This is a genomic window from Lachnobacterium bovis, from assembly GCF_900111325.1.
Lineage (GTDB): Bacteria > Bacillota > Clostridia > Lachnospirales > Lachnospiraceae > Roseburia > Roseburia bovis_A.
Genome location: NZ_FOGW01000021.1, coordinates 1 through 22,277, shown reverse-complemented (window position 1 = coordinate 22,277; position 22,277 = coordinate 1). Strand labels below are relative to the sequence as shown.

At 31.9% G+C, this 22,277-nt stretch carries 23 protein-coding genes; all 23 read left to right on the top strand.

Annotated features, from left to right (window positions below):
* Window positions 1–230 precede the first annotated feature (230 nt).
* The 23 genes from BMY79_RS09115 (at window position 231) to BMY79_RS09005 (ending at window position 21,986) form a co-directional block, all read left to right on the top strand.
* Window positions 231–1,790 (top strand): cellulase family glycosylhydrolase, encoded by a 1,560-nt coding sequence (locus BMY79_RS09115; RefSeq protein ID WP_074730802.1) that lies wholly within the window; start codon window positions 231–233, stop codon window positions 1,788–1,790.
* 168 nt (window positions 1,791–1,958) lie between these two features.
* Window positions 1,959–3,011, top strand: coding sequence for an L-threonylcarbamoyladenylate synthase (locus tag BMY79_RS09110; RefSeq protein ID WP_027422234.1), 1,053 nt, complete (start codon window positions 1,959–1,961; stop codon window positions 3,009–3,011).
* A 20-nt stretch (window positions 3,012–3,031) separates the two neighbouring features.
* The gene (locus BMY79_RS09105; RefSeq protein WP_177176438.1) at window positions 3,032–3,487 is read left to right on the top strand and encodes an arsenate reductase/protein-tyrosine-phosphatase family protein; all 456 of its coding nucleotides are present in this window, start codon (window positions 3,032–3,034) and stop codon (window positions 3,485–3,487) included.
* A gap of 19 nt (window positions 3,488–3,506) precedes the next feature.
* Entirely contained in the window at window positions 3,507–4,136 is a 630-nt protein-coding gene (gene upp / locus BMY79_RS09100) for a uracil phosphoribosyltransferase (protein WP_022748872.1), read from the top strand.
* Between the two features lie 194 nt (window positions 4,137–4,330).
* Window positions 4,331–4,816: a deoxycytidylate deaminase gene (locus BMY79_RS09095; protein WP_022748870.1), complete on the top strand. Its 486-nt coding sequence runs from the start codon at window positions 4,331–4,333 to the stop codon at window positions 4,814–4,816.
* 212 nt (window positions 4,817–5,028) lie between these two features.
* Window positions 5,029–5,271 (top strand): AtpZ/AtpI family protein, encoded by a 243-nt coding sequence (locus BMY79_RS09090; protein ID WP_022748869.1) that lies wholly within the window; start codon window positions 5,029–5,031, stop codon window positions 5,269–5,271.
* A gap of 138 nt (window positions 5,272–5,409) precedes the next feature.
* Entirely contained in the window at window positions 5,410–5,862 is a 453-nt protein-coding gene (locus BMY79_RS09085; protein WP_022748868.1) for a hypothetical protein, read from the top strand.
* A complete protein-coding gene (gene atpB / locus BMY79_RS09080) occupies window positions 5,859–6,596 on the top strand; it encodes a F0F1 ATP synthase subunit A (protein WP_022748867.1) in 738 nt (245 codons plus the stop codon). Before BMY79_RS09085 ends, atpB begins: the two co-directional genes overlap by 4 nt.
* A gap of 35 nt (window positions 6,597–6,631) precedes the next feature.
* Window positions 6,632–6,886 (top strand): ATP synthase F0 subunit C, encoded by a 255-nt coding sequence (gene atpE / locus BMY79_RS09075; protein ID WP_022748865.1) that lies wholly within the window; start codon window positions 6,632–6,634, stop codon window positions 6,884–6,886.
* Between the two features lie 42 nt (window positions 6,887–6,928).
* Entirely contained in the window at window positions 6,929–7,462 is a 534-nt protein-coding gene (gene atpF, locus BMY79_RS09070) for a F0F1 ATP synthase subunit B (protein WP_022748864.1), read from the top strand.
* The gene (gene atpH, locus BMY79_RS09065) at window positions 7,450–8,016 is read left to right on the top strand and encodes an ATP synthase F1 subunit delta (protein ID WP_022748863.1); all 567 of its coding nucleotides are present in this window, start codon (window positions 7,450–7,452) and stop codon (window positions 8,014–8,016) included. Before atpF ends, atpH begins: the two co-directional genes overlap by 13 nt.
* Entirely contained in the window at window positions 8,013–9,518 is a 1,506-nt protein-coding gene (gene atpA, locus BMY79_RS09060; protein WP_074730801.1) for a F0F1 ATP synthase subunit alpha, read from the top strand. Before atpH ends, atpA begins: the two co-directional genes overlap by 4 nt.
* Window positions 9,519–9,546: 28 nt before the next feature.
* Window positions 9,547–10,407 carry an ATP synthase F1 subunit gamma gene (gene atpG, locus BMY79_RS09055; RefSeq protein ID WP_022748860.1) on the top strand — a complete coding sequence of 287 codons (861 nt, stop codon included), beginning with the start codon at window positions 9,547–9,549 and terminating at the stop codon, window positions 10,405–10,407.
* A gap of 39 nt (window positions 10,408–10,446) precedes the next feature.
* Window positions 10,447–11,835 (top strand): F0F1 ATP synthase subunit beta, encoded by a 1,389-nt coding sequence (gene atpD / locus BMY79_RS09050; RefSeq protein ID WP_022748859.1) that lies wholly within the window; start codon window positions 10,447–10,449, stop codon window positions 11,833–11,835.
* Window positions 11,836–11,845: 10 nt separating this feature from the next.
* A complete protein-coding gene (gene atpC, locus BMY79_RS09045; RefSeq protein ID WP_074730800.1) occupies window positions 11,846–12,256 on the top strand; it encodes an ATP synthase F1 subunit epsilon in 411 nt (136 codons plus the stop codon).
* A gap of 197 nt (window positions 12,257–12,453) precedes the next feature.
* Window positions 12,454–12,657, top strand: coding sequence for a hypothetical protein (locus BMY79_RS09040; RefSeq protein WP_022748856.1), 204 nt, complete (start codon window positions 12,454–12,456; stop codon window positions 12,655–12,657).
* Between the two features lie 83 nt (window positions 12,658–12,740).
* Window positions 12,741–13,301: a stage II sporulation protein M gene (locus BMY79_RS09035; protein ID WP_022748855.1), complete on the top strand. Its 561-nt coding sequence runs from the start codon at window positions 12,741–12,743 to the stop codon at window positions 13,299–13,301.
* Between the two features lie 90 nt (window positions 13,302–13,391).
* Complete coding sequence (locus BMY79_RS09030) at window positions 13,392–14,996, top strand: hypothetical protein (protein ID WP_022748854.1); 1,605 nt, start codon at window positions 13,392–13,394, stop codon at window positions 14,994–14,996.
* Between the two features lie 23 nt (window positions 14,997–15,019).
* Window positions 15,020–15,622: an ATP-binding cassette domain-containing protein gene (locus tag BMY79_RS09025; protein WP_022748852.1), complete on the top strand. Its 603-nt coding sequence runs from the start codon at window positions 15,020–15,022 to the stop codon at window positions 15,620–15,622.
* A gap of 239 nt (window positions 15,623–15,861) precedes the next feature.
* On the top strand, window positions 15,862–16,206 hold the full coding sequence (locus BMY79_RS09020; RefSeq protein ID WP_074730799.1) for a helix-turn-helix domain-containing protein: 345 nt from the start codon (window positions 15,862–15,864) through the stop codon (window positions 16,204–16,206).
* 776 nt (window positions 16,207–16,982) lie between these two features.
* Complete coding sequence (locus BMY79_RS09015; protein WP_074730798.1) at window positions 16,983–19,064, top strand: right-handed parallel beta-helix repeat-containing protein; 2,082 nt, start codon at window positions 16,983–16,985, stop codon at window positions 19,062–19,064.
* A 54-nt stretch (window positions 19,065–19,118) separates the two neighbouring features.
* Window positions 19,119–21,323, top strand: a complete 2,205-nt coding sequence (locus tag BMY79_RS09010; RefSeq protein WP_074730797.1) for a hypothetical protein — start codon at window positions 19,119–19,121, stop codon at window positions 21,321–21,323.
* A 3-nt stretch (window positions 21,324–21,326) separates the two neighbouring features.
* Window positions 21,327–21,986: a putative bacteriocin export ABC transporter gene (locus tag BMY79_RS09005; RefSeq protein WP_027422226.1), complete on the top strand. Its 660-nt coding sequence runs from the start codon at window positions 21,327–21,329 to the stop codon at window positions 21,984–21,986.
* The last annotated feature ends 291 nt before the right edge of the window (window positions 21,987–22,277 follow it).

The following is a 22,277-nucleotide window of genomic DNA, read 5'->3' as shown; positions in this document are numbered from 1 at the left end:
ATAAAAACAATTAAAAACAATCCCCCTTTTTTGTTCTTTTTTTAGCACAATGTTGATTTTAAGGGATGCTTATTGGAAATTCACACAAAATTAACAAGCATTTATTAAAAAGTTTGTTGAATAAATAAAAAATTAGTTGTAGCTCAAAAAAATCATTAATGCTATACTTAGAAAGTATTTTTGTAGTTATGTTCAAAAGATTTAGTTTTATTATGGAAAGGAAAAGATTAATGGAGAACTTAAAAAGAGAGAGAAAACTAGTAACGATAATATCTAAACTCTTGGTGTTTGTCATGGTTGTAGGATTAGTTATGATTCAAAGACCAGAGAAAATTTCAGCAGGTGTTTATGGTAAGACAGCAATGCAAATCACTCAGGACATGGGGGCAGGTTGGAATCTAGGAAATTCTTTGGAAGCTTCAGGTGGAGAAACTAACTGGGGTAATCCAAGAACTAATAAAGCAATGATTGACGCAATCAAAAATAAAGGATTTAGAACAATAAGAATTCCAGTAAGATGGGACGAAAACTACACAAACAAATCTAATTATACTATTAATCCAAATTATTTAAGAAGAGTTAAAGAGGTTGTAGATTATGCATATAACAATGACATGTATGTGATAATCAACGTTCATCATAATGCTATTCAGCAAAAAGTAACTACAGATTGGTGGCAGAAGCAACAAATCAAAAATGAGCTAAAAGCTATTTGGACTCAAGTTGGAAAATATTTTGAATCATATGATCAAAAATTGATTTTTGAAACTTTTAATGAGCCACGTCAAGGTGATGATTGGAATGGAAATAGTGGATTATATAACGCTGTAAATGAATGTAACGAAGAAGCAAGAGCTGCAATTAGAGCAACAGGTGGAAATAATAGAAACAGATTAGTAATGATGCCAACATATTGTGCATCAAGTGATGCATCTAAAATGAATTCATGGAAGAAATTAAGTAATGATAATATGGTAGCTGCATCAATCCATGCATATGTACCATTTGATTTTGCGTTTGATGGATATCATACTCAATGGAATGACAATGATAAAAATGAATTATGGGGAATATTATCTAGAATAAAATCGACATTTATTGATAAGGGAATACCAGTTGTAATTGGTGAATTTGGAGCTTCAAACTTTGGAAATGATAGTTCACGTTTGACATATGCAAGAACATATGCACAGATGGCAAAGGGAATGCAAATGCCAGTTGTATGGTGGGATAATAATGCATTTAATTATGGAAAAGAGAATTTTGGTATCTTTGATAGAAATTCCATGAAATTTAGAGGACCAGATATTGCTAGAGAGTTAGTGAATGTTTATGCAAAGAGCAATCCCTCACAAGATTCAAATGGTGGAAATCAGCCTAGTCAACCAGTTCAACCTAATCAGCCAACACAACAGCATAATGAGATAACATTATTTAACAGTGTTTCAAGTTCTAAGCCATGGGGGCAGGCATTAGAGATTGTAACAAAGAAAAATGGCGGTTGGTTAGATCCATATATTATGACACCAAATGGATATTTTTATGTTGAATATTCAGGATATAGACCAAGTTGTATTGAATTTATTTTACAGTCATGGTCTGGTGGAGCAAAATGGGTGAAAGTAAAAAGATCAAAAACTGTAACAATAAACGGACATTACTTTGCCAAATTTAAATACAGCGATGTAGTGGCTGCTTATGGAAGCAATAATTTTTCAACATTAGACAAAGTGTATGTAGGAGCATCAAATCAGGATATAACAGTATATAATGTAAAGTATTGTCAGTAAATATGAAGTAAAAGAACAGAGTACTAATGAAATTTCTTTTGATACTATAACTACAAAAATTTAAATGGCTAATAAAACAGGACACAAATATTATTAAACTTAAATTTGCTAAAGAGTCTATATGTGTTATAATAGAAAAGACTATGCAATAGTAAAGAAGGTTATGTCATGAAAACAAAAATATTAAAAGTTGATCTAAATAACATAGATATGGACTCTTTAAAAGAAGCAGGACAATTAATCTCAAAGGGAGAACTTGTAGCTTTTCCAACGGAAACAGTGTATGGATTAGGCGGAGATGCTTTAGATGCGAAAGCAGCGGAAAAGATATATAAGGCAAAAGGTCGTCCATCAGACAATCCTTTGATAGTTCATATTTCTAAATATGAGGATTTAGAAATGATTTCAAAAGATTTACCTGTTGAAGCAAAAAAATTAGCAGATAAATTTTGGCCAGGTCCTCTTACGATGATTGTTAATAAAAATGATAAAGTTCCATATGAGACAACTGGTGGAATGGATACAGTTGCGGTTAGGATGCCAAATCATCCAATTGCACTAGAACTTATCAGACAAAGTGGGTGTTTAATTGCAGCACCTAGTGCAAATACATCAGGCCGTCCTAGTCCTACAGAAGCTAAGCATGTAGTAGGAGATTTAGATGGTAAAATTGCTATGGTATTAGATGGCGGAGAAGTTGGAATAGGAATTGAATCTACAATTGTAGACTTAACAGAAGATCAAATTCTAGTTCTTAGACCAGGTTACATTACACCAGAAATGTTATCAGAAGTAATTGGTAAAGAAGTAAAAATAGATCCAGGCATTATTGCACAGGATGACACAACTAAACCAAAGGCACCTGGAATGAAGTATAAGCATTATGCACCAAAAGCATCTTTGGTATTAGTTGAAGGTAAACAGAATAATGTAGTTAAAAAAATCAATGAATTGGTGCAAGAACAGCATAATCAGGACAAAAAAGTTGCAGTTATTGCAACTGATGAGACAAAAAATAAATATCAGGCAGACGTAATACTAAATATTGGAAGTAGAAATGATGAAGATTCTATTGCGCGTCATTTATATAAAATTTTGAGAGAATGCGATGATTTAGAAATAGATTCAATTTTTTCAGAAAGCTTTCAGACACCTAGAATTGGTAATGCGATTATGAATAGATTGCTTAAAGCAGCAGGGCATCAAGTAATACAAACATAATTTTAGATAGGAGAGGGTATATGAAAAAATATGAAAAAGTAATTTTTGTCGAGAAAACAGGAACGTGTAGGGCTCCTATGGCAGAGGGAATATTGAGGGATATTTTAGTGACAGATCCAATAGAGGTTTGTTCAAAAGGTTTAGTAGTATTATTTCCAGAACCAATCAACCAAAAGGCAGAAGCAGTGTTGATTAGTAATGGAATAAATTTTGAAGAAAATTATGTTTCTTCTCAATTGCAAGAGGAAGATATAACTGAAAATACAATAATTTTTGTAATGGAAGAGACTTATAGAAATAAGATAATTGAGCAATTTGATAACGCAAATGAAGAAAATACTTTTGTATTATCGGAGTACGTTGGAGATGAGCTTGAAATTATAAATCCATATGGAGCACCACTCCAAACATATGGCTTGTGTTATGAATATCTTCGTAACACAATGAAAAAGTTAGTAAAAATATTAGAAATTTAACAAAGGAGAAATAAATAGTATGTCTAAAGTAGTAGTAATGGATCATCCATTAATTCAACACAAAATTGGTATGTTAAGAAGAAAAGAAACAGGTTCAATGGAATTTAGAACTCTTGTAAGTGAAATAGCTGCGCTTGAGTGTTTTGAAGCAACAAGAGATTTAGAGTTACAAGATGTAGAAATCGAAACACCAATTTGTAAAACAACAGTGAAAGAATTAAAAGGTAAAAAATTAGCAGTTGTACCTATTTTAAGAGCTGGTTTAGGAATGGTAGAAGGTATGCTTGATCTTATTCCTGCAGCTAAAGTTGGTCATATTGGTTTATATAGAGATCCAGAAACATCAGAGCCAGTAGAATACTATTGTAAACTTCCAGAAGATTGTGCTAACCGTGAGGTATTTGTTGTAGATCCAATGTTAGCAACAGGTGGTTCTTCTGTGGCAGCACTTCAAATGTTAAAAGATCGTGGAGTTAAAAATATTCATTTCATGTGTATCATTGCAGCTCCAGAAGGTGTTAAAAGAATGACAGAAGCACATCCAGATGTTGATTTATACATTGGTGCTTTAGATGATCATTTAGATGAAAACAATTATATTGTTCCAGGTTTAGGTGACGCAGGAGATAGAATTTTCGGTACAAAATAATTAAAAATTGGAAAAAACCGACTTCAAATATAAAATATTTGAAAAAGATATACAGATTCTTAATATTGTGTATTGAAAAAAGTATTTGATTCGTGCTATTATGAAATCAATTTATGAAAAAATTTAAGTTTTGATTCATATATAGTACATGTACTATAAGAGAAGTAATACGTTTTGTAGATTGGAGGTATCGGATGAGTCAGACAACAAAAAGACTTGATGCTATTACTTGGGACGAATATTTTATGGGCGTTGCAATGTTGTCGGCATTAAGATCAAAGGACCCCAACACACAAGTCGGAGCTTGTATTGTAAGTTCAGACAATAAGATATTATCTATGGGTTATAATGGATTGCCACTTGGTTGTTCGGATGATGAATATCCATGGGGCAGAGAAGGTGAAGATAATAAATATTTTTACACTACCCATAGTGAATTAAATGCAATTCTAAATTATAGAGGTGGAAGCCTTGAAGACGCTAAGATATATGTGACATTATTTCCGTGTAATGAATGCGCTAAAGCGATTATTCAGTCTGGAATAAAAGAAATCATATACGATGATGACAAGTATCAGCATACGCCATCGGTCATTGCGTCAAAAAGAATGCTAAAATCAGCTGGAGTTAAGACTCGAAGATACAGACGAACAGGAAGAAACGTAGAAGTTCATATGTAAAAATTGATTTGAAGACTTTTTGAATGATAGGTGAGCCTTATTAAACTTAAAAATACTTGTATTATTTAATTATAGAAGTATCAAGTTTTGAGACTCACCTTTTTTTAGTTTAAGAGATTACGCACAATTAAATGTTGTGTTAATATAACGGAAAAGATGAAATTGCCAATGAAACAATTGCAAAGAATTTCTTGATGGAAGAAGGTAAAATTATGAGAAGAGATCGAAAGATGAAACAATCAGATTCTAGAGAATTAAGACAAGCAATGACAATGTTTATTGGAATTAGTTTGAATATGATAATTCCAATTGTTTTAATGACATTTGTGGGAGTTTATTTTGGAAAAAAATTTAATTTAAAATGGCTTCCGATTCCATTATTTTTTGTGGGTGTTCTTGCAGGTGGAAATAATGTATATAAAGAGTTCAAGAAGTTTTTTAAAAATGATAATTAATTACACTAAAATTATTTTTCAACAAATAAAAAAATAATAAAAAACTATAAAAATAAAAGAATGAAGTGTCTAATTTAAGAATTTCATATAAAAAGTCGATAAAAAAATATGAATGTTAGTATATATTAGGAGGAAGCTATGCTTAGAAGAATTAATGATGCTCTTCCAAGTTTGGAAAGAGGCATAGTGTATTATGGAGTGTTAGTTCAGTTAATAGGAGTATGGTTTGTATCTGAAAAAATCTCTTATAGTATTGGATTGTGGTATGGAATAACGATTGCCTGTTGGTTAGCAATTAATATCGCACAGGTAATTAGAGATGCTGTAGATATGCAGTATATGGAGAATGCCAATCGCAAAATTATTACTAAAAGTGTTTTTAGGTATGTAGTTGTAGTAATTTTGTTTATTATATTGGGCTATTTTAGATTTGGAAATTTATTTATGGCTTTTATAGGTGTGCTGGGACTTAAAGTTTCAGCATATACCCAACCTATAAGGACAAAAATCATAAATAGATTGCTTGGTAGAAATGATGCGTCTGCCAAGGAAGGAAATAGCGAAAACTTGGATAAGGAGGTGACTTCGTGAATCAAGCAATACTCTTGTCGTCTAGTGACCAAAATCTTGATTTTATGGTTCATGGTCTAACTAAATTCAAATTATTTGGTCAAACTATTTATATTACGACGACGCATGTGTGTGTATTTATTGTTTTCATGGTTTTATTGATTTTTTCAATAGTCGCACACGTAAAGTTAAAAAAAGCAGAGGATGTACCAACGGGCTTCCAAAATGTTGTTGAATTCATTGTTGAATTGTTAAATAGCATGGTTGTAGGTTCGATGGGAAGATGGGCTCCTAAGTTTGTTAATTACATTAGTACGATTTTTATTTTCATACTATTTAGTAATATTTCAGGCTTATTGGGCTTGAGACCACCAACAGCAGACTATGGTACTACATTTGCTTTAGGTATTATGACGTTTATTCTGATTCACTATAACCAGTTTAAGCATCAGAGTGGAAAACAGATTTGGACAGATATGTGTTCACCATTACCACCATGGTTGCCAATTTGGTTCCCAATCAACTTGATAAGTGAAATTGCAGTTCCAATTTCATTGTCACTACGTTTGTTTGCCAATATTTTGTCAGGTACAGTTATGATGGCGTTGGTATATGGATTACTGACAGCCGTAGCAAAAGTTTGGCCAGCAGCGTTACATGTATACTTTGATTTGTTCTCAGGAGCAATTCAGACATATGTATTCTGTATGTTAACTATGACATACATAGCTCAGGCGTGTGAGTCTGAAGAATAGTATTATTATCTTTTATAAATAAGGAGGATTTCATTATGAATATCAATGGTAGCGATTTAATTAAAGCATGCTCAGCAATCGGTGCAGGTTTAGCAGTTATAGCAGGTATTGGACCTGGTGTAGGTCAAGGTATTGCAGCTGGTCATGGTGCTTCTGCAGTAGGTAGAAACCCAGGCGCAAGTGGAAAGATTATGTCAACTATGTTATTAGGACAGGCCGTAGCTGAAACAACTGGTCTTTATGGATTATTAGTTGCAATGCTTTTACTCTTCGTACAGCCATTAAGTTAATAAATATTGGAGTAAAAATCCAATAGAAAGGAGAGTTTGAGATTGCTTATAGCAGAACAATATACCAGATTGTTTGGTCTTGATCCACAGCTTTTGTTTGATGCATCAACAATTGGATTATCTGTTCTAGTTTTATCTTTCTTCATGGGTTACTTACTATTTAATCCAGTCCGTAAAATTTTACAAGACAGATCAGATAGAATTGCCAAAGACATTAAAGATGCTGAGACAGACAAAGATGTTGCTGCAAAATTAAAAGCTGAATATGAGGCTAAACTAAGAGATGTAGATAAAGAAGCTGAAACTATTTTAGCAGAGGCTCGTCAGAAAGCTATTCGTCAAGAAGCCAAAATTATCGAAGGCGCAAAAGAAGAAGCTTTTCGTATCACAAAAAGAGCTCAGCAAGAAGCTGAACTTGAAAAGAAACGTGCTATGGATGAAATGAAGCAAGAAGTAATACAAATTGCTTCATTAATGGCAAGTAAAGTTGTAGCAGCAAATATTGATACATCTATTCAGAATGAGTTGATAGATGCAACACTTAGAGAGATGGGTGATTCAACATGGCGAAGCTAGTATCAAAAACATATGGTGATGCATTGTTTGGTGTAGCTGTTGAAGAAGGCAGAATCGGACAATTCTTTGATGAAGTTAGTGCGATTCGTACAGCTTTACAGGAAAATGAAGACCTGAACAAACTTATGAATCATCCAAAAATTGATAAAGATGAAAAAGTAAAAATCTTAAAAAATTGCTTTGAAAAGTTTGTTTCTAATGAAATTATTGGATTACTTAGTATGCTTGTTGAAAAAGACCATTACAACGAAGTTGATAGTGTATTAGATTATTTTATTAATCAGGTCAAAGAATATAAAGGCATAGGTATTGCCGATATAACAACAGCCATAGAATTATCTAAGAATCAAAAAGAAGAAATTGAAAAGAAACTTTTAAGCACAACAGATTATAATAAGTTCGAAATGTACTTTAAAGTTGATCCTTCTATTATAGGAGGAATGATAATTAGAATTGGCGACAGAGTCGTTGATAGTAGTGTCAAAACAAAATTATATGGATTGACACGTGATTTATCGAAAATACAGTTGAAGGTAGGTGACAACACTCCATGAATTTAAAACCAGAAGAAATCAGCTCAGTTATTAAAGAACAGATTAAAAGATATGCTTCTGAACTTGAAGTAGCTGATGTGGGAACAGTTATACAGGTGGCTGATGGTATTGCTCGTGTACATGGTTTAGAGAACGCGATGCAAGATGAGTTGCTTGAATTTCCAGGCAAAGTTTATGGAATGGTATTAAACCTTGAAGAAGATAATGTAGGTGCCGTATTATTAGGTGCTGCAAAAAATATCAATGAGGGAGATACCGTAAAAACTACAGGTAGAGTAGTTGAAGTTCCAGTAGGCGACGAGATGTTAGGACGTGTTGTAAATGCGTTAGGTCAGCCAATCGATGGCAAGGGACCAATCGAGTCAAATAAATTCCGTCAAATTGAGAGAGTAGCATCTGGTGTTATTTCAAGAAAATCAGTTGATACTCCATTACAGACAGGTATTAAAGCGATCGATTCCATGGTACCAATCGGACGTGGACAGCGTGAGCTTATTATCGGTGATAGACAAACAGGTAAAACTGCAATCGCAGTTGATACTATCATAAACCAAAAAGGAAAAGGTGTTAAATGTATCTATGTTGCTATAGGTCAGAAAGCATCTACAGTAGCTTCATTAGTTAAAACTTTTGAAGAGGCTGGAGCAATGGCTTATACTACAGTAGTAGCAGCAACAGCTAGTGAGTTAGCACCATTACAATATATTGCACCATATGCAGGATGTGCTATTGGTGAAGAGTGGATGGAAAATGGCGAAGATGTATTGATTATCTACGATGATTTGTCAAAACATGCTGCAGCTTACCGTACACTTTCATTACTACTTAAGAGACCACCAGGACGTGAGGCTTATCCAGGTGATGTATTCTACTTACATTCTAGATTGCTTGAAAGAGCAGCTAGACTTTCAGATGAATTAGGTGGAGGATCACTTACAGCTTTACCAATTATTGAAACACAGGCAGGCGATGTATCAGCATATATCCCTACAAACGTTATTTCAATTACAGATGGTCAGATTTATCTTGAAACAGAAATGTTTAACTCTGGATTTAGACCAGCTATCAATGCCGGACTTTCAGTATCCCGTGTAGGTGGATCTGCTCAGATTAAGGCTATGAAGAAAATTGCTGCTCCTATCCGTGTTGAGTTAGCACAGTATCGTGAGTTAGCATCATTTGCTCAGTTTGGTTCAGAATTAGATGCAGATACTGCAGAGCGTTTGGCTCAAGGTGAAAGAATTAGAGAAATTCTTAAACAGCCACAGTATCAGCCAATGCCAGTTGAAAGACAAGTTGTTATCATTTATGCAGCTACAAAGAAATATTTGTTAGATGTAAAAATTGAAGATATTTTAAGATTCCAAGATGAATTATTTGATTTCATTGATACAAAATATCCAGAAGTATTCGAAGCAATTTCTACTAAGAAAGTAGTTGACGACGATACAGAGAAAAAACTTGTTAAAGCAATTGAGGAATGTAAAGCTCAGTTCAAATAAATCGGTAGGAAAGAGTAGGTGGTAAGAAATGGCCTCAATGAGAGACATTAAGCGAAGAAAAAGCAGTATACAAAGTACTCAGCAAATCACAAACGCCATGAAGCTTGTTTCTACCGTAAAATTGCAAAAAGCAAGAAGCCGTGCAGAGCAAACAAATCCATATTTTAACTATATGTATAAAACAGTTGCAAGCATGTTAGCAAGAAGTCAAAATATCGACCATAAATATCTACATGAACCTGAAACAAATAAAAAAGGCGTAGTAGTTATAACTTCTAACAGAGGTTTAGCAGGTGGATATAATTCGAATATTGTTAAATTAGTAACTGACGGAAAGTTAAATAAAGAAGACTTAGAAATTTATGCAGTTGGTAATAAAGGTGCAGAAGCTTTCCAAAGACGTGGCTATAACGTTAAGGAAAGTATTCCAGATTTAATAGAGTCTCCATCTTATGATGAAGCAGCAGGACTTTGCAAAAGAGTTCTTGAAGCTTATGAAAATGGAGAAATTGGAGAGATATATTTGGTTTATACACATTTCAAAAACACAGTAAGCCAGGTACCTACTATGATTAAGTTACTTCCAGTGGATGTATCTGAAATTGAAGTAGAAGAAGGCGATAATGAAATTTTGATGAATTATGAACCAAATGAAATTGAAGCACTTGATATGATTATACCAAAGTATGTTACAAGTCTTTTATATGGAGCTTTGGTAGAAGCGGTTGCCAGTGAAAATGGCGCAAGAATGACAGCGATGGATTCTGCAACAAGTAATGCGGAAGAAATTATTAGCGATTTGTCGTTGAAGTACAATCGTGCACGTCAGAGTTCAATTACTCAAGAGCTTACAGAAATTATTGCTGGAGCAAATGCGGTTGAGCAGTAAAGAGTGCATATTTAGATAAAACAAACAAGGAGAATTAAAATGGCAAATAATGTAGGTAAAATTACTCAGATTATTAGTGCCGTCTTGGATATCAAATTCACAGAAGGCAACTTGCCTGAAATCAACGAAGCTATTAAAGTACCATTAAAAGATGGAAAAAATTTAGTAGTAGAAGTTGCTCAGCATTTGGGTGATGATACAGTAAGATGTATTGCCATGGGTCCTACTAGTGGATTGGTAAGAGGAATGGACGCAATTGCAACAGGGGCTTCCATTAGTGTACCAGTTGGTGAAAAAACTTTAGGACGTATTTTTAACGTATTAGGAGATGCAATTGATGAAATTGCAGATCCAGATACAGAAGAAAAATGGCCAATACATAGACAAGCACCAAAATATGAGGATCAGGCAACATCTCAAGAGATGTTAGAAACAGGTATCAAAGTAGTAGATTTACTTTGTCCATATCAAAAAGGTGGTAAAATTGGATTATTCGGTGGTGCCGGTGTAGGTAAAACTGTATTAATTCAGGAGTTAATTCACAATATCGCTACAGAGCACGGTGGATATTCAGTATTTACTGGTGTAGGTGAGCGTACTCGTGAAGGTAACGATCTTTACTATGAAATGAAAGAATCAGGCGTTATTGATAAAACAACTATGGTATTCGGTCAGATGAATGAGCCACCAGGAGCACGTATGAGAGTTGCTCTAACAGGACTTACAATGGCAGAATATTTCCGTGATAAAGGTGGAAAAGACGTACTTTTATTCATTGATAATATTTTCCGTTTTACACAAGCTGGTTCAGAAGTATCAGCTTTGCTAGGTCGTATGCCATCAGCCGTAGGTTATCAGCCAACATTACAGACAGAAATGGGTGCATTACAAGAGAGAATTACTTCTACAAAGAATGGTTCTATCACATCCGTTCAAGCTGTATATGTACCTGCCGATGACTTAACTGATCCCGCACCTGCTACAACATTCGCTCACTTGGATGCTACAACAGTTCTTGAGCGTTCTATTGCTGAGTTAGGTATTTATCCAGCCGTAGATCCACTTGCATCAACATCACGTATTCTTGATCCAAGAATCGTTGGTAAAGAGCACTTTGAAGTTGCTCGTGGTGTACAGGAAATCTTACAGAAATACAAAGAATTACAAGATATTATCGCAATTCTTGGTATGGATGAGTTATCAGAAGATGATAAACTTGTTGTAAGTAGAGCAAGAAAGATTCAAAGATTCTTGTCACAACCATTCTTCGTAGCAGGACAGTTTACAGGTCTTGAAGGAAAATATGTTCCAATTGCTGAAACAATTCGTGGATTCCGTGAGATTCTTGATGGAAAACATGATGATGTTCCAGAAAGCTATTTCTTAAATGCAGGAAGTATTGATGATGTACGTGCCCGCATGAATTAAGGGGGAGCTTATGGCAGACAATATTTTTAAAGTAGAGATAATCACACCAGATCGTGTTTTTTACACAGGACAAGCAGATTTTATAGAGCTTACAACTGTAAATGGAGAGATGGGTGTGTATAAAAATCATATTCCTTTAACAGCGCCAATAGTTCCTTGCAAAGTATCTATCTATGAAGGAGAAGAAGAAAAAGTGGCAGCAGTTCACTCTGGATTCGTAGAGATCCTTCAAGATAAGGTTACTGTTTTAGCAGAGGTAGCTGAGTGGCCTGGGGAAATTGATATAAATCGTGCTCAGGCAGCTAAGGAAAGAGCAGAAGAACGTCTAAAAGATCATGTAAATGAAATTGATGTTAAACGTGCTGAATATGCTCTAAGAAAAGCTTTGACACGTATAGATGTATCTGATTATAAAGAATAATCGTAATTTATTAATGGATGTCGACCGTTTTGGTGGGAGGCATCCATTTTTTATAGACGTAAAATATTTAGAATATATTAAACTTAAAAAAATATAGTTAAAAGTATTGACAAGTGATATTATTATTATTATTATTACGTAAACAGTTTACTTAAAAAATGACATCATGATGAAAAAAACTTAAAGGAGATTAATAAATGTATTTTATTACGAAGATTATTTCAAATTTAACAGCAGCAGGAGTTATTACAAGTAAAAATGCGAAAGTTGTTATTGCGGCCATAAATGCTGGCGCGACAGCAACTACAATTATAGCATTAGTAGCAGGAACAGGTATTACAGCATATATTGTAAAAAAAGCTTTTCAACATGGTGCAAAAAAAGTAATAATTGCAGCATAAAAAATACAATGAGATATATTCTCTATATATAAAATTTTGTATATAGGAATATATCTCTATGACTAAAGGTAGAAACAAGAAATATGAAAAACGTAGAAATTAAAGAAAACCATACTCAAAATATAGTTCTTTATTATCTAAAAAACAGTAAAAAAGTATGCGTTGTTTTGTTTGCTGGAGTAGTCTTAGGAATTATTTGTGTTATTTATTCCCAATATGGAAATGTATCCAGAAGTATAGAATTTGTAAAAGAAACAGATGTGTTGAGCAATGACGGTGCACCAAAGTGGAATATGATTTTTTTAAAAAACTTAATTGTATGTTTTTTGTTATGTGCAGGAATCATTGTAAATAAATTGTTATCATATCTTATAATTTTTGTAAATGGCTTTTTCTGGGGCGTCGTAGTTGGTGCTGATTTCTATATTGAATCCCATTTTAAATATTTGTCGCTCTTACCACATGGAATAATAGAAATTACAGCTTTGATAGTATGTGCATCCATCGGTGTAAATCAAATAATTAAAATTAATAATCATGTTGTGTGGAGAAAATATTTACAATTGGGAATTCTTATAGTACTGGCGTTAATAGTAGCGGCTTTAATAGAAGCAAATATTTCTTATAAAATAGCAACATTATAAGTTAAAACGCATAGAAGCTCATTATTATAAATTAAAAAAAAGCAACGTAAAAAATTACAATGTTGTTAGTGTGTGAGTATGGGAGAAAAAATGAAAAAAGAAAGTACAAAAATGCTTATATGGGAATTGAAAAGGAAACTCAAAGATAGAATATGTAGTAATGTTTTATTAGAAAATATACCATTTCCTGTATTCGTTCCAATATATTTGTTCGCTTTGGGAACTATGATAATCCTGGCATCGAGTGTAACGATGTTTTGGAATGTTGAAATAGATAAAGAAGAAATACGTATAGGATTATTGAGTGCAATAATTATTTTATCTGTGATTCTGACATGGAGAGAGTTGAAAATCAGAGTTTTAAATATAATAGAAGAGCAGGAATTTGAAGTATATCTGATTTTTTCTGAGTTAACTCGTAAACAAATTTTAAAAAACATAATAAAAGCAGAAGTGATTTGGAGTTTACAAGAGAATGTAATCCTTTTTATTGCAATATTTAACATATTAGGAATAACAAAAGTGTCAAGTATTGTAAATTTTTTTTGTGGGATTATTATGGTGATTATTTGTTCGGTGGTAATGTGTCAAAAACTATATCATGAGATAATAAGTCACGAAAATAATTCAGTAAAAACATATAATTCTAATAGTAAAAAAGCGTTTAGGATTACATCGAAAAGATTTAAAATAATTTTAAAATATTTAGAAGTTATTGCGGCAATTATCGCAGGAAATGTTATATCAAAACATGTGATTCTAATACCATTAAAATTTAATGCAAAAAATTCAAATATTTTTTGGAAGTGGTTTTATTCGTTTGATGTGAAAAGTAGTATAAGAAACAGTGTTGCTAATATAGTGAATAATCCAGCATATTTTTTTGGAATTAGCATAAGATTTGTTGTGGTAGCAGTGATTTATGCTGTGGTAATGAAAATTAAAACAATATTAAATGAAAGAAACTCACAGAATATAAAAATGAATATTTATGGACAAGAAGAAAAAAATTTTATTGAAAAAATTGGATTTTTTCAATGTGCTATAATTGGATTTTTTGTTGGAATATTAGTGGTAAGTGGAGTGACTTATAATAAAGCTACGTTGATGTTGGCTTTTGTAATGATATCAAATTCATTGTTTTTTATATGTAGCGACATTTTAGATATGAATAATCAATACAGTTTTGACTATGAAAGGGAGAGGATTCTATTATGGATTAATGATTTTTCAAAACTATTTGAAGTAAAGAGAAAAATATATTATAAAAGAGAAATCCTTCCAGTGACTGCAATATATGGGGCGGCATATTTCACATGTATAAAAAAAGTAACAGATGTTGGAATAATAATATATTTGTTGGTTGCAGTAGCTTTTTTAATGGAGCTTGCATTTGTTGAAAAGAATTATCTTATAGTTGATAATCCCGTTTCTATTAGTGCCCAATATGACGCAATGAAAAATACGTATAACCGTAGAACAAATGAAGTTTCAAAGGATTTTAAAGTTTTTATTGCGTCGGTGCTTTTGGTTTTAGGAACGATATTATTTGCATGTGGGGAAATTGATAAAATTTGCATGATTATTTATCAAATTATAATTATTATTATCATAAAAATTTATATATTAATTAGAATCCGACAAATAAAAAAAATAATACGGATTGAAAGTTTTTTAAATACTTTTTTTGAATAAAGATGTAAAAAAGGAGCATATAGATGGATATTTTAATTGTAAAAAATCTGACCAAACGATATGGTGATAAAGAGGTGTTTTCAAATATATCATTTACAATACCGAAAGGAAAATTCATTTTTTTATGTGGTGAAAATGGCTCAGGAAAAACTACACTATTTAAGGCAATTATGCAAATGGTAAAAGTAGATGATGGAAAAATTTTGATAGATGATTCTATTATTAAGAAAAAAACAGATATTTGTTTTATAACGGATCAGGTGATTTTATATGATAATTTAACTGTATGTGAGATGCTTGCTCTTGTTTTAGATATAAACGATATAAAGAAGAATACATCTCAGAAACAAGAAATTCTTAAACATTTCTATTGTGAAGAAATAAAGAATAAAAAAATAAAACAATGCTCGCTAGGAATGAAAAAAAGAGTGCAACTCATGTGTGGAATGGTTCTTGAGCCAAAATTGATGTTGATGGATGAATTCTTTTCAGGAATTGATTCAGAAAAATATGAAGAGATAAAAATAATTTTGAAGGAATATGTAAAGAACGGAAATACAGTAATAATGACATCTCATATAAAAAAAATTAGGCAGGAATTGGCTGAATTAGAAATAAGCATGTAAAAATTTTCTATAAAAAAAGTAGCCTACCCTGTACCGACCCCCAAAAGTTAGACCAAAAATCTAACGATTGGAGGTCGGTATTTTTATGGCTAAGTACAGCTACGAGTTTAAAAAAAATTGTTGATGCCTATTTAAGAGGTGAAGGAGGCTACAAGTATCTTTCATCCGTCTATGGTCCACATAAAGAAAATATACAAAAATGGGTCAATAACTACCAGTCCTTTGGTGATGAAGGCTTAATGCGTTCTCGTCAACAAGCAAAGTATTCTTTCGAAAAGAAACTTTCTGTGGTAGAATTTTATCTATCAAATGAGGTTTCATATCAGGAGTTGGCCATTCAAGAAGGTATAAGCAATCCTAGTATGATTGCTGCATGGGTTAATCGCTTTCGCATTTCTGGTCCTGATGCGCTGAGACCGCATAAGAAAGGTAGGAAGAAAGCATTGGATAAACATCAGAAAAATATAAATGTTCAACCTTGTGAAGAAACAGTTGTTGACACAAGTATTGAACATGTAAAAGAATTAGAAGATGAATTGCTTAAGTTAAGAATAGAGAATGCATTTTACAATAATAGGCATTAAGCCTAAAACAAGAGTCCACCGTATGCTTCTTTTTACACCGTGTTTTGCGTTACGTTTTGTTGTGTTTGGATTTTCTTTTTCCATTAGTTTGTACCTCCAAGTGTATGGTAAAGTTTATATTGGTTTAACTTGATGGATTGGAACTTTTTCACATATTGTATCGGTTGAAAATGCGCAATAGAGCAAGAATACTGTACAGAATGAATTAAGATACTATAAAAAAAAGATAAAGAAAAATTTTATTTTTCATAACTAAATAATTAACAAAAACTAAAGAATATATAATGAAAAACAAACAAAAAAGAAGTAGTCTACCCCTAAACTACTTCTTTAATGAAATAACACAATCCCTATAATTTGTTTCTTACCCTTATAAATATAAACTCCCCAAAGTTATACCTAAACTGATTAATTATTCAGTACTCCTCAAGATAACAATTAACTATTTGATACATCCCCAACTGTACCAATTGCCTGTAAGAAATCCCCTAATCTTAACAGAATCAATTGTTTCTCTTTCGTATATGTATATAATATCAAAAAATTTTGTTTGTGAACATTTAAGTCGTAAAAAGGTCGAAATTTGTCTTAAAACTGCATTTTTTTATATTTTTATGTAAATTTAGAGATGTATAAAGAAAAAGTGTAATAAAATAACACGACTATTTGTGAAAATTGAGTATAAAAAATATGTATAAATAAAAAATATATTTAAAAAAAGTTAGAGAAGGGTATAATTTTATTAAAGGAGAAAATAATGTTATGGAGGGAAAAATATGAAGTATTATGTAAATGGAAATGTAAAAAGAACAGGAATTGGGGATGAATACGCACCTTTTATGACAATTCAGGAAGCAGCAGATGTAGCAAAACCAGGAGATGAAATATATGTCTATCCTGGAGTTTATCGTGAGTCTGTTAATCCAGTTTATTCAGGAGAAGAAAATAAACCAATAAAATATATTAGCGTTGAAAAACATAAGGCTATTATTACGGGTGCAGAAAGAGTTAAAGGCTGGAAGGCGCTTGGAAATGGTGTTTGGGAAAGAAGGATAAACTGCGAAATTTTTGGAGATTATAATCCTTACACAACGAGAGTTTCTGGGGATTGGTTTATTGCGGATTTTGTTGCACATACAGGAGATGTTTATTTGAATCATAAATCTATGTATGAAGTAACATCTGAAGAAGATGTAAAAAATCCTAAATTAAATCCAAATTCATGGGATAAAGAATTTTCAAAATATGTTTGGTATGCCAAAGAGGATAAAAAAAATAATCAGATAGTATTTCTTTGTAATTTTGATAAAGTAGATCCAAATGAGGAAATAGTTGAGATAAGCGTAAGAAAAAATTGCTTTTTCCCAAAACAAATAGGGAAAAATTATATACATCTAAGCGGTTTTGTTATAAGAGAAGCAGCAACTCAATGGGCACCACCTACAGCTTTTCAAGATGGAATGATTGGCCCACATTGGTCAAAAGGTTGGATGATAGAAGATTGTGATGTATATGAAAGCAAATGTGTTGGAATATCTTTGGGAAAGTACAAACAAGAGGATAATGACAACAAATGGTTGAATTGGAAATACAAAGATGGAGCACAAACTGAACGAGAATGTATCTGTGAAGCAGTTGTAAATGGATGGAACAAAGATAATATAGGTAGTCATATTGTTAGAAATTGTAAGATTCACGATTGCGGACAAGCCGGAATAGTGGGACATTTAGGCGCGGTATTTAGTATAATTGAGGATAATGAAATCTACAATATTAATAATAAGCAGAATCTTGCAGGTGCTGAAATTGGAGGAATTAAATTACATGCTGCAATAGATACAATTATCAGAAGAAATCATATTTATAATTGTACACGAGGATTGTGGTTAGACTGGCAGGCACAAGGAACAAGGGTTTCTCAAAATTTGTTCCATCATAATACGCTGCCAAAACTTGAAAAGATTGAAAAATTAAACGTAGCAGCTTTTCAAGGGATGGGTGAAGATATTTTTGTAGAAGTGTCACATGGACCAACACTGATAGATAATAATGTTCTTTTATCAGATCGAGCTATTAAACTTGCAAGTCAGGGCGTGGCGGTTGTTCACAATTTAATTGCAGGAGGATTAGTATCAATTGGGATAGGCACAGATAATGGTGGAGTGAAACTTAAAGATAAAACAGTTAGGTATACACCATATCATATGGCACATAGTACAGATATAATGGGATTTATGACTATCTTACATGGAGATGATAAGTTCTATAATAACATTTTTATTCAGCAAGAAAAAAGAGCAGTTATGAAAAATGTTATGGAAGAGTTATCAAAGGACGGCAATAGATGGGATGATGGAAATATAAATGTTGGAACAGATGTATTTGATAATGGATTTTTGTCATTTGACGAGTGGAAACATGAGTTTGAAGGATATTGTGGAATGGGTTCGCCGGATACAGATAGATATTATATGCCTCTTCCAGTATGGACAAATGGAAATGTATTTTTAAATGGAGCTAAACCTTGGAAAAAGGAAAAAAATTATAAGGTGGATTCTGATAAAAAATACAAGCTTAAACTTGTTTCTGACGAAAATGGTTGGTATTTAGATACTGATATATATGACTTTGTAGCAGAAGTAAAGAGTAATTTAGTAACAACAAAAACTCTTGGAATAGCATTTGAACCAGAAGAACAATTTGAAAATCCAAATGGTGAGCCATTAATTTTAGACAGAGATTTCTATGGTAACATGAGAGAGAAGTCAACAATTCCAGGACCATTTGCTTTTGATAAAAGTGAAAAAACAATGTTAAACTTGACAAATAAAATTGCTATTGATACCATAAAAATGTAAACGGTTTATAAAATTTGACATCATGGTGGCAAGGAAAACAAAGAGGTAAAGGAAATGAAGAAGAAAAATACTTCTACATATGTCTTAATCAGTTTATTAATTATGCAAGGTGCTATATGCGCCTTGCTTGTTTTAAATTGTTTGAGTAATATGTATAATGATAAATGGAGAAATTATGGCGAAAATGAGCAAAAAACTCATAAACTCTATATTAAAGATATATCAAATGACAAACAAGAACAGATTAGAAGTTTACTATTAGAAGAAGTAGATAGGGAACACGCTTTTATTTTTAAAAAAATAAGTCTTGACCAAGGAGAATCCATAAGAGGAATGAAGATGGGGGTATACGGAGATGTAAATAGTATGCCAGAGTTTGACTTCCTTGGTCGTGATATTGTAAATAAGAAATCAGTCAAAAAATTGTTAAAGTCAGAGAAAGATGAAACTACTTTAGGAGTTCTAAATGGTAGTGCAAATTCAATCGGAAATATTCCCCTTTTTAACTTTGGAGATAACTTTGTTATAGAAAAATTAAAACAGACAACTAAGGAAACTGTAAATGGACAATATTACATATCGGGATTAGATACTGCAAAATTTGACAGTTTATTAAATGATTTAGCAAAAGCAACAAAACAAAATAGAGATAATTTCTTGATATCAAATTGTCAAGAAAGTGAGACAGCGCCATTAAGGGATATGTTTATAATAGGATTTGTAATAGGAAGCGTTATACTTAATGCAGTAGCCAATATGATACTTTATTTGTTAAGAATGAAGGATGAAGGCAAATATATATTGATGGGATGGTCTAGAAAATCTTTTTTCGCTATGTGCTATCAAGAGATTATTAATGCTGCATTTATTTTGATTCCAATAGTTGCAATAGCGTTATTTGTTTTTTCGGGATGGAATAATAGTTCTATAAGTTTTATTAGCTATTGTATTTTGGCAGGTTTGATAAATGTGATTTTAATGTTTATCGAACTAATTCCAGTTGCATTAACATGTTTTAGTGTAAAACCTATTAATGCTATTCATGGTAGAGTGCCGAAAAAAATGTTGTATATTTCTATGTCAGTTGTATACTTGATTGTTGTAGGAATGTTGCAAGGATCATGTTGGTACGTAGATGGTTTGAAAAAAAGTATAGATGAAAATTCAAAATTGCTAAGTCGTTGGGAAAAGGTGTCAGATTATAATGTATTGTATGACATTTTACCAGGTGATGACCAAGAATCATTTGCGAATAATTCTAATAAATTAAGTATGGATGTGCTTGATTGGTATAAGAGCATGGAAGATAAAAAAGGTGTATATATAATTAATACTTCCGAGTATAGTAGCAGTGTAATACAGGGGTGGAAAGATTACAAGTCTTATAAAAATATACCAGATAAGCCATTTTGGTATTTTTATTATTCACCTAATTATGCTAAAAAAGAGATTCCAGATTTAGATTCGAAACTGTTAGATGAGGCAAGAAATGGAGTGAGAGTATATCTTTTACCAGATACACTATCAAAAAAAGAAAAAATCAAGGTTGAAAAATGGATTAAGGAAGACACAGAAAGCAACATATCTGATGATGATATTCAAACTTCATTTGAAAGAAACAAAGAGTATAAGTTTGTATACTACAAACCAAAGAAAAAATTCTTTACATGGGGAACTAAATCTAAAGAAAAAATCGAAACAGATTCACCTTATATTTTGTTGACAACGTCTGAAAATATAAATTCTGTTGAATGTGATAATTTAAGGGCGGAAACACTTGAAAATACTATGATTAAACTTGAAAATACAAAACTTGCTGACAAGTACACTGATATAAAGTATTTAAAGAAATATCATTTGGATGATAATAAAATTAAATTTATTGCAGTAAGAGAATATATAAATGGAATACAAAAAAGCCTAAGAACATCAATATGTTGGTTTGGAGTTGTTATTGGTATTTTATCCGTTATAGTAACAGGAAATTTATTGGCAATAGCAGTACTTTATAAAAAGACTAATATCAAGAAAAACAGTATAAAGAAATTTTTAGGTTATAGTAATTTACAAATGCATGGAAAAATTTCGGCTGTAGTTATTGTGGCTGTAATAATAGAAATTTTAATTGCAAAATTGTTACAGTGCAGAATTGGTATGCTTATGACAACATTGTTAGGAATAGTGCAATTGGTTGTGCTTAAAGTGTACTTGTCAAAAAATGCAGTAGAAAGTATAATCACAGAATTTAAGGAGAATTAAAAAATGAAACAAAATGCCATAGAAGTAACTGGTTTAAATAAAAAGTTTGGGAATAGACATATTATAGAAAATTTTAATATTGAAATAGAAAAAGGAGAGTTTGTAGCAATTGTAGGGCCTAGTGGATGTGGAAAATCTACACTTCTTAATATTTTGGGAATGTTAGAAAATTATGATGGAGGAAAAATTAAAATAAATGGGAAAAAGTTGCCAGAAATAAACTCTAAGGCAGCCACAATGGTTAGGAGAAATGTAATTAACTATCTTTTTCAAAATTATGCATTAATAGATAATGAGACTGTAGAGAAAAATTTGCTTATAGCAATGGAATTTGTAAATAAATCTCATAAAGAAAAGATAAATATGATTTCAAAAACGTTAGATTATGTGGGATTAAAACATTTACAAAAGGAAGTTGTAAATACTTTATCAGGTGGAGAGCAACAAAGAGTGGCCTTAGCAAGAACTATATTAAAACCAGGAAACATTGTATTAGCCGATGAACCAACAGGTTCTCTAGATCCCAAATCCTCAGATAATGCATTTGGTTTAATTAAACAATTGTGTAAGGAAAATGGTAAAACAGTGGTAATGGTAACTCATAATATGGAATTAGCAAAAAGAGCAGATAGAATTGTTGAGATGATCAATATTAGACAGTAAGACAAGTAAAAATACAATGAGATATATTCTCTATATAAAAATTTTGTATATAGGAATATATCTCTATGACTAAAGGTAGAAACAAGAAATATGAAAAACCTAGAAATTAAAGAAAACCATACTCAAAATATAGTTCTTTATTATCTAAAAAACAGTAAAAAATATGCGTTGTTTTGAGGAGTAGTCTTAAGAAATCATAAATAATAATTTTTGTATAGTATGTAATAATTTTAGAAAAAATAAAAAGAGCCACATTCTATATATGTACATTTAATATATAAGAGTGTGGTT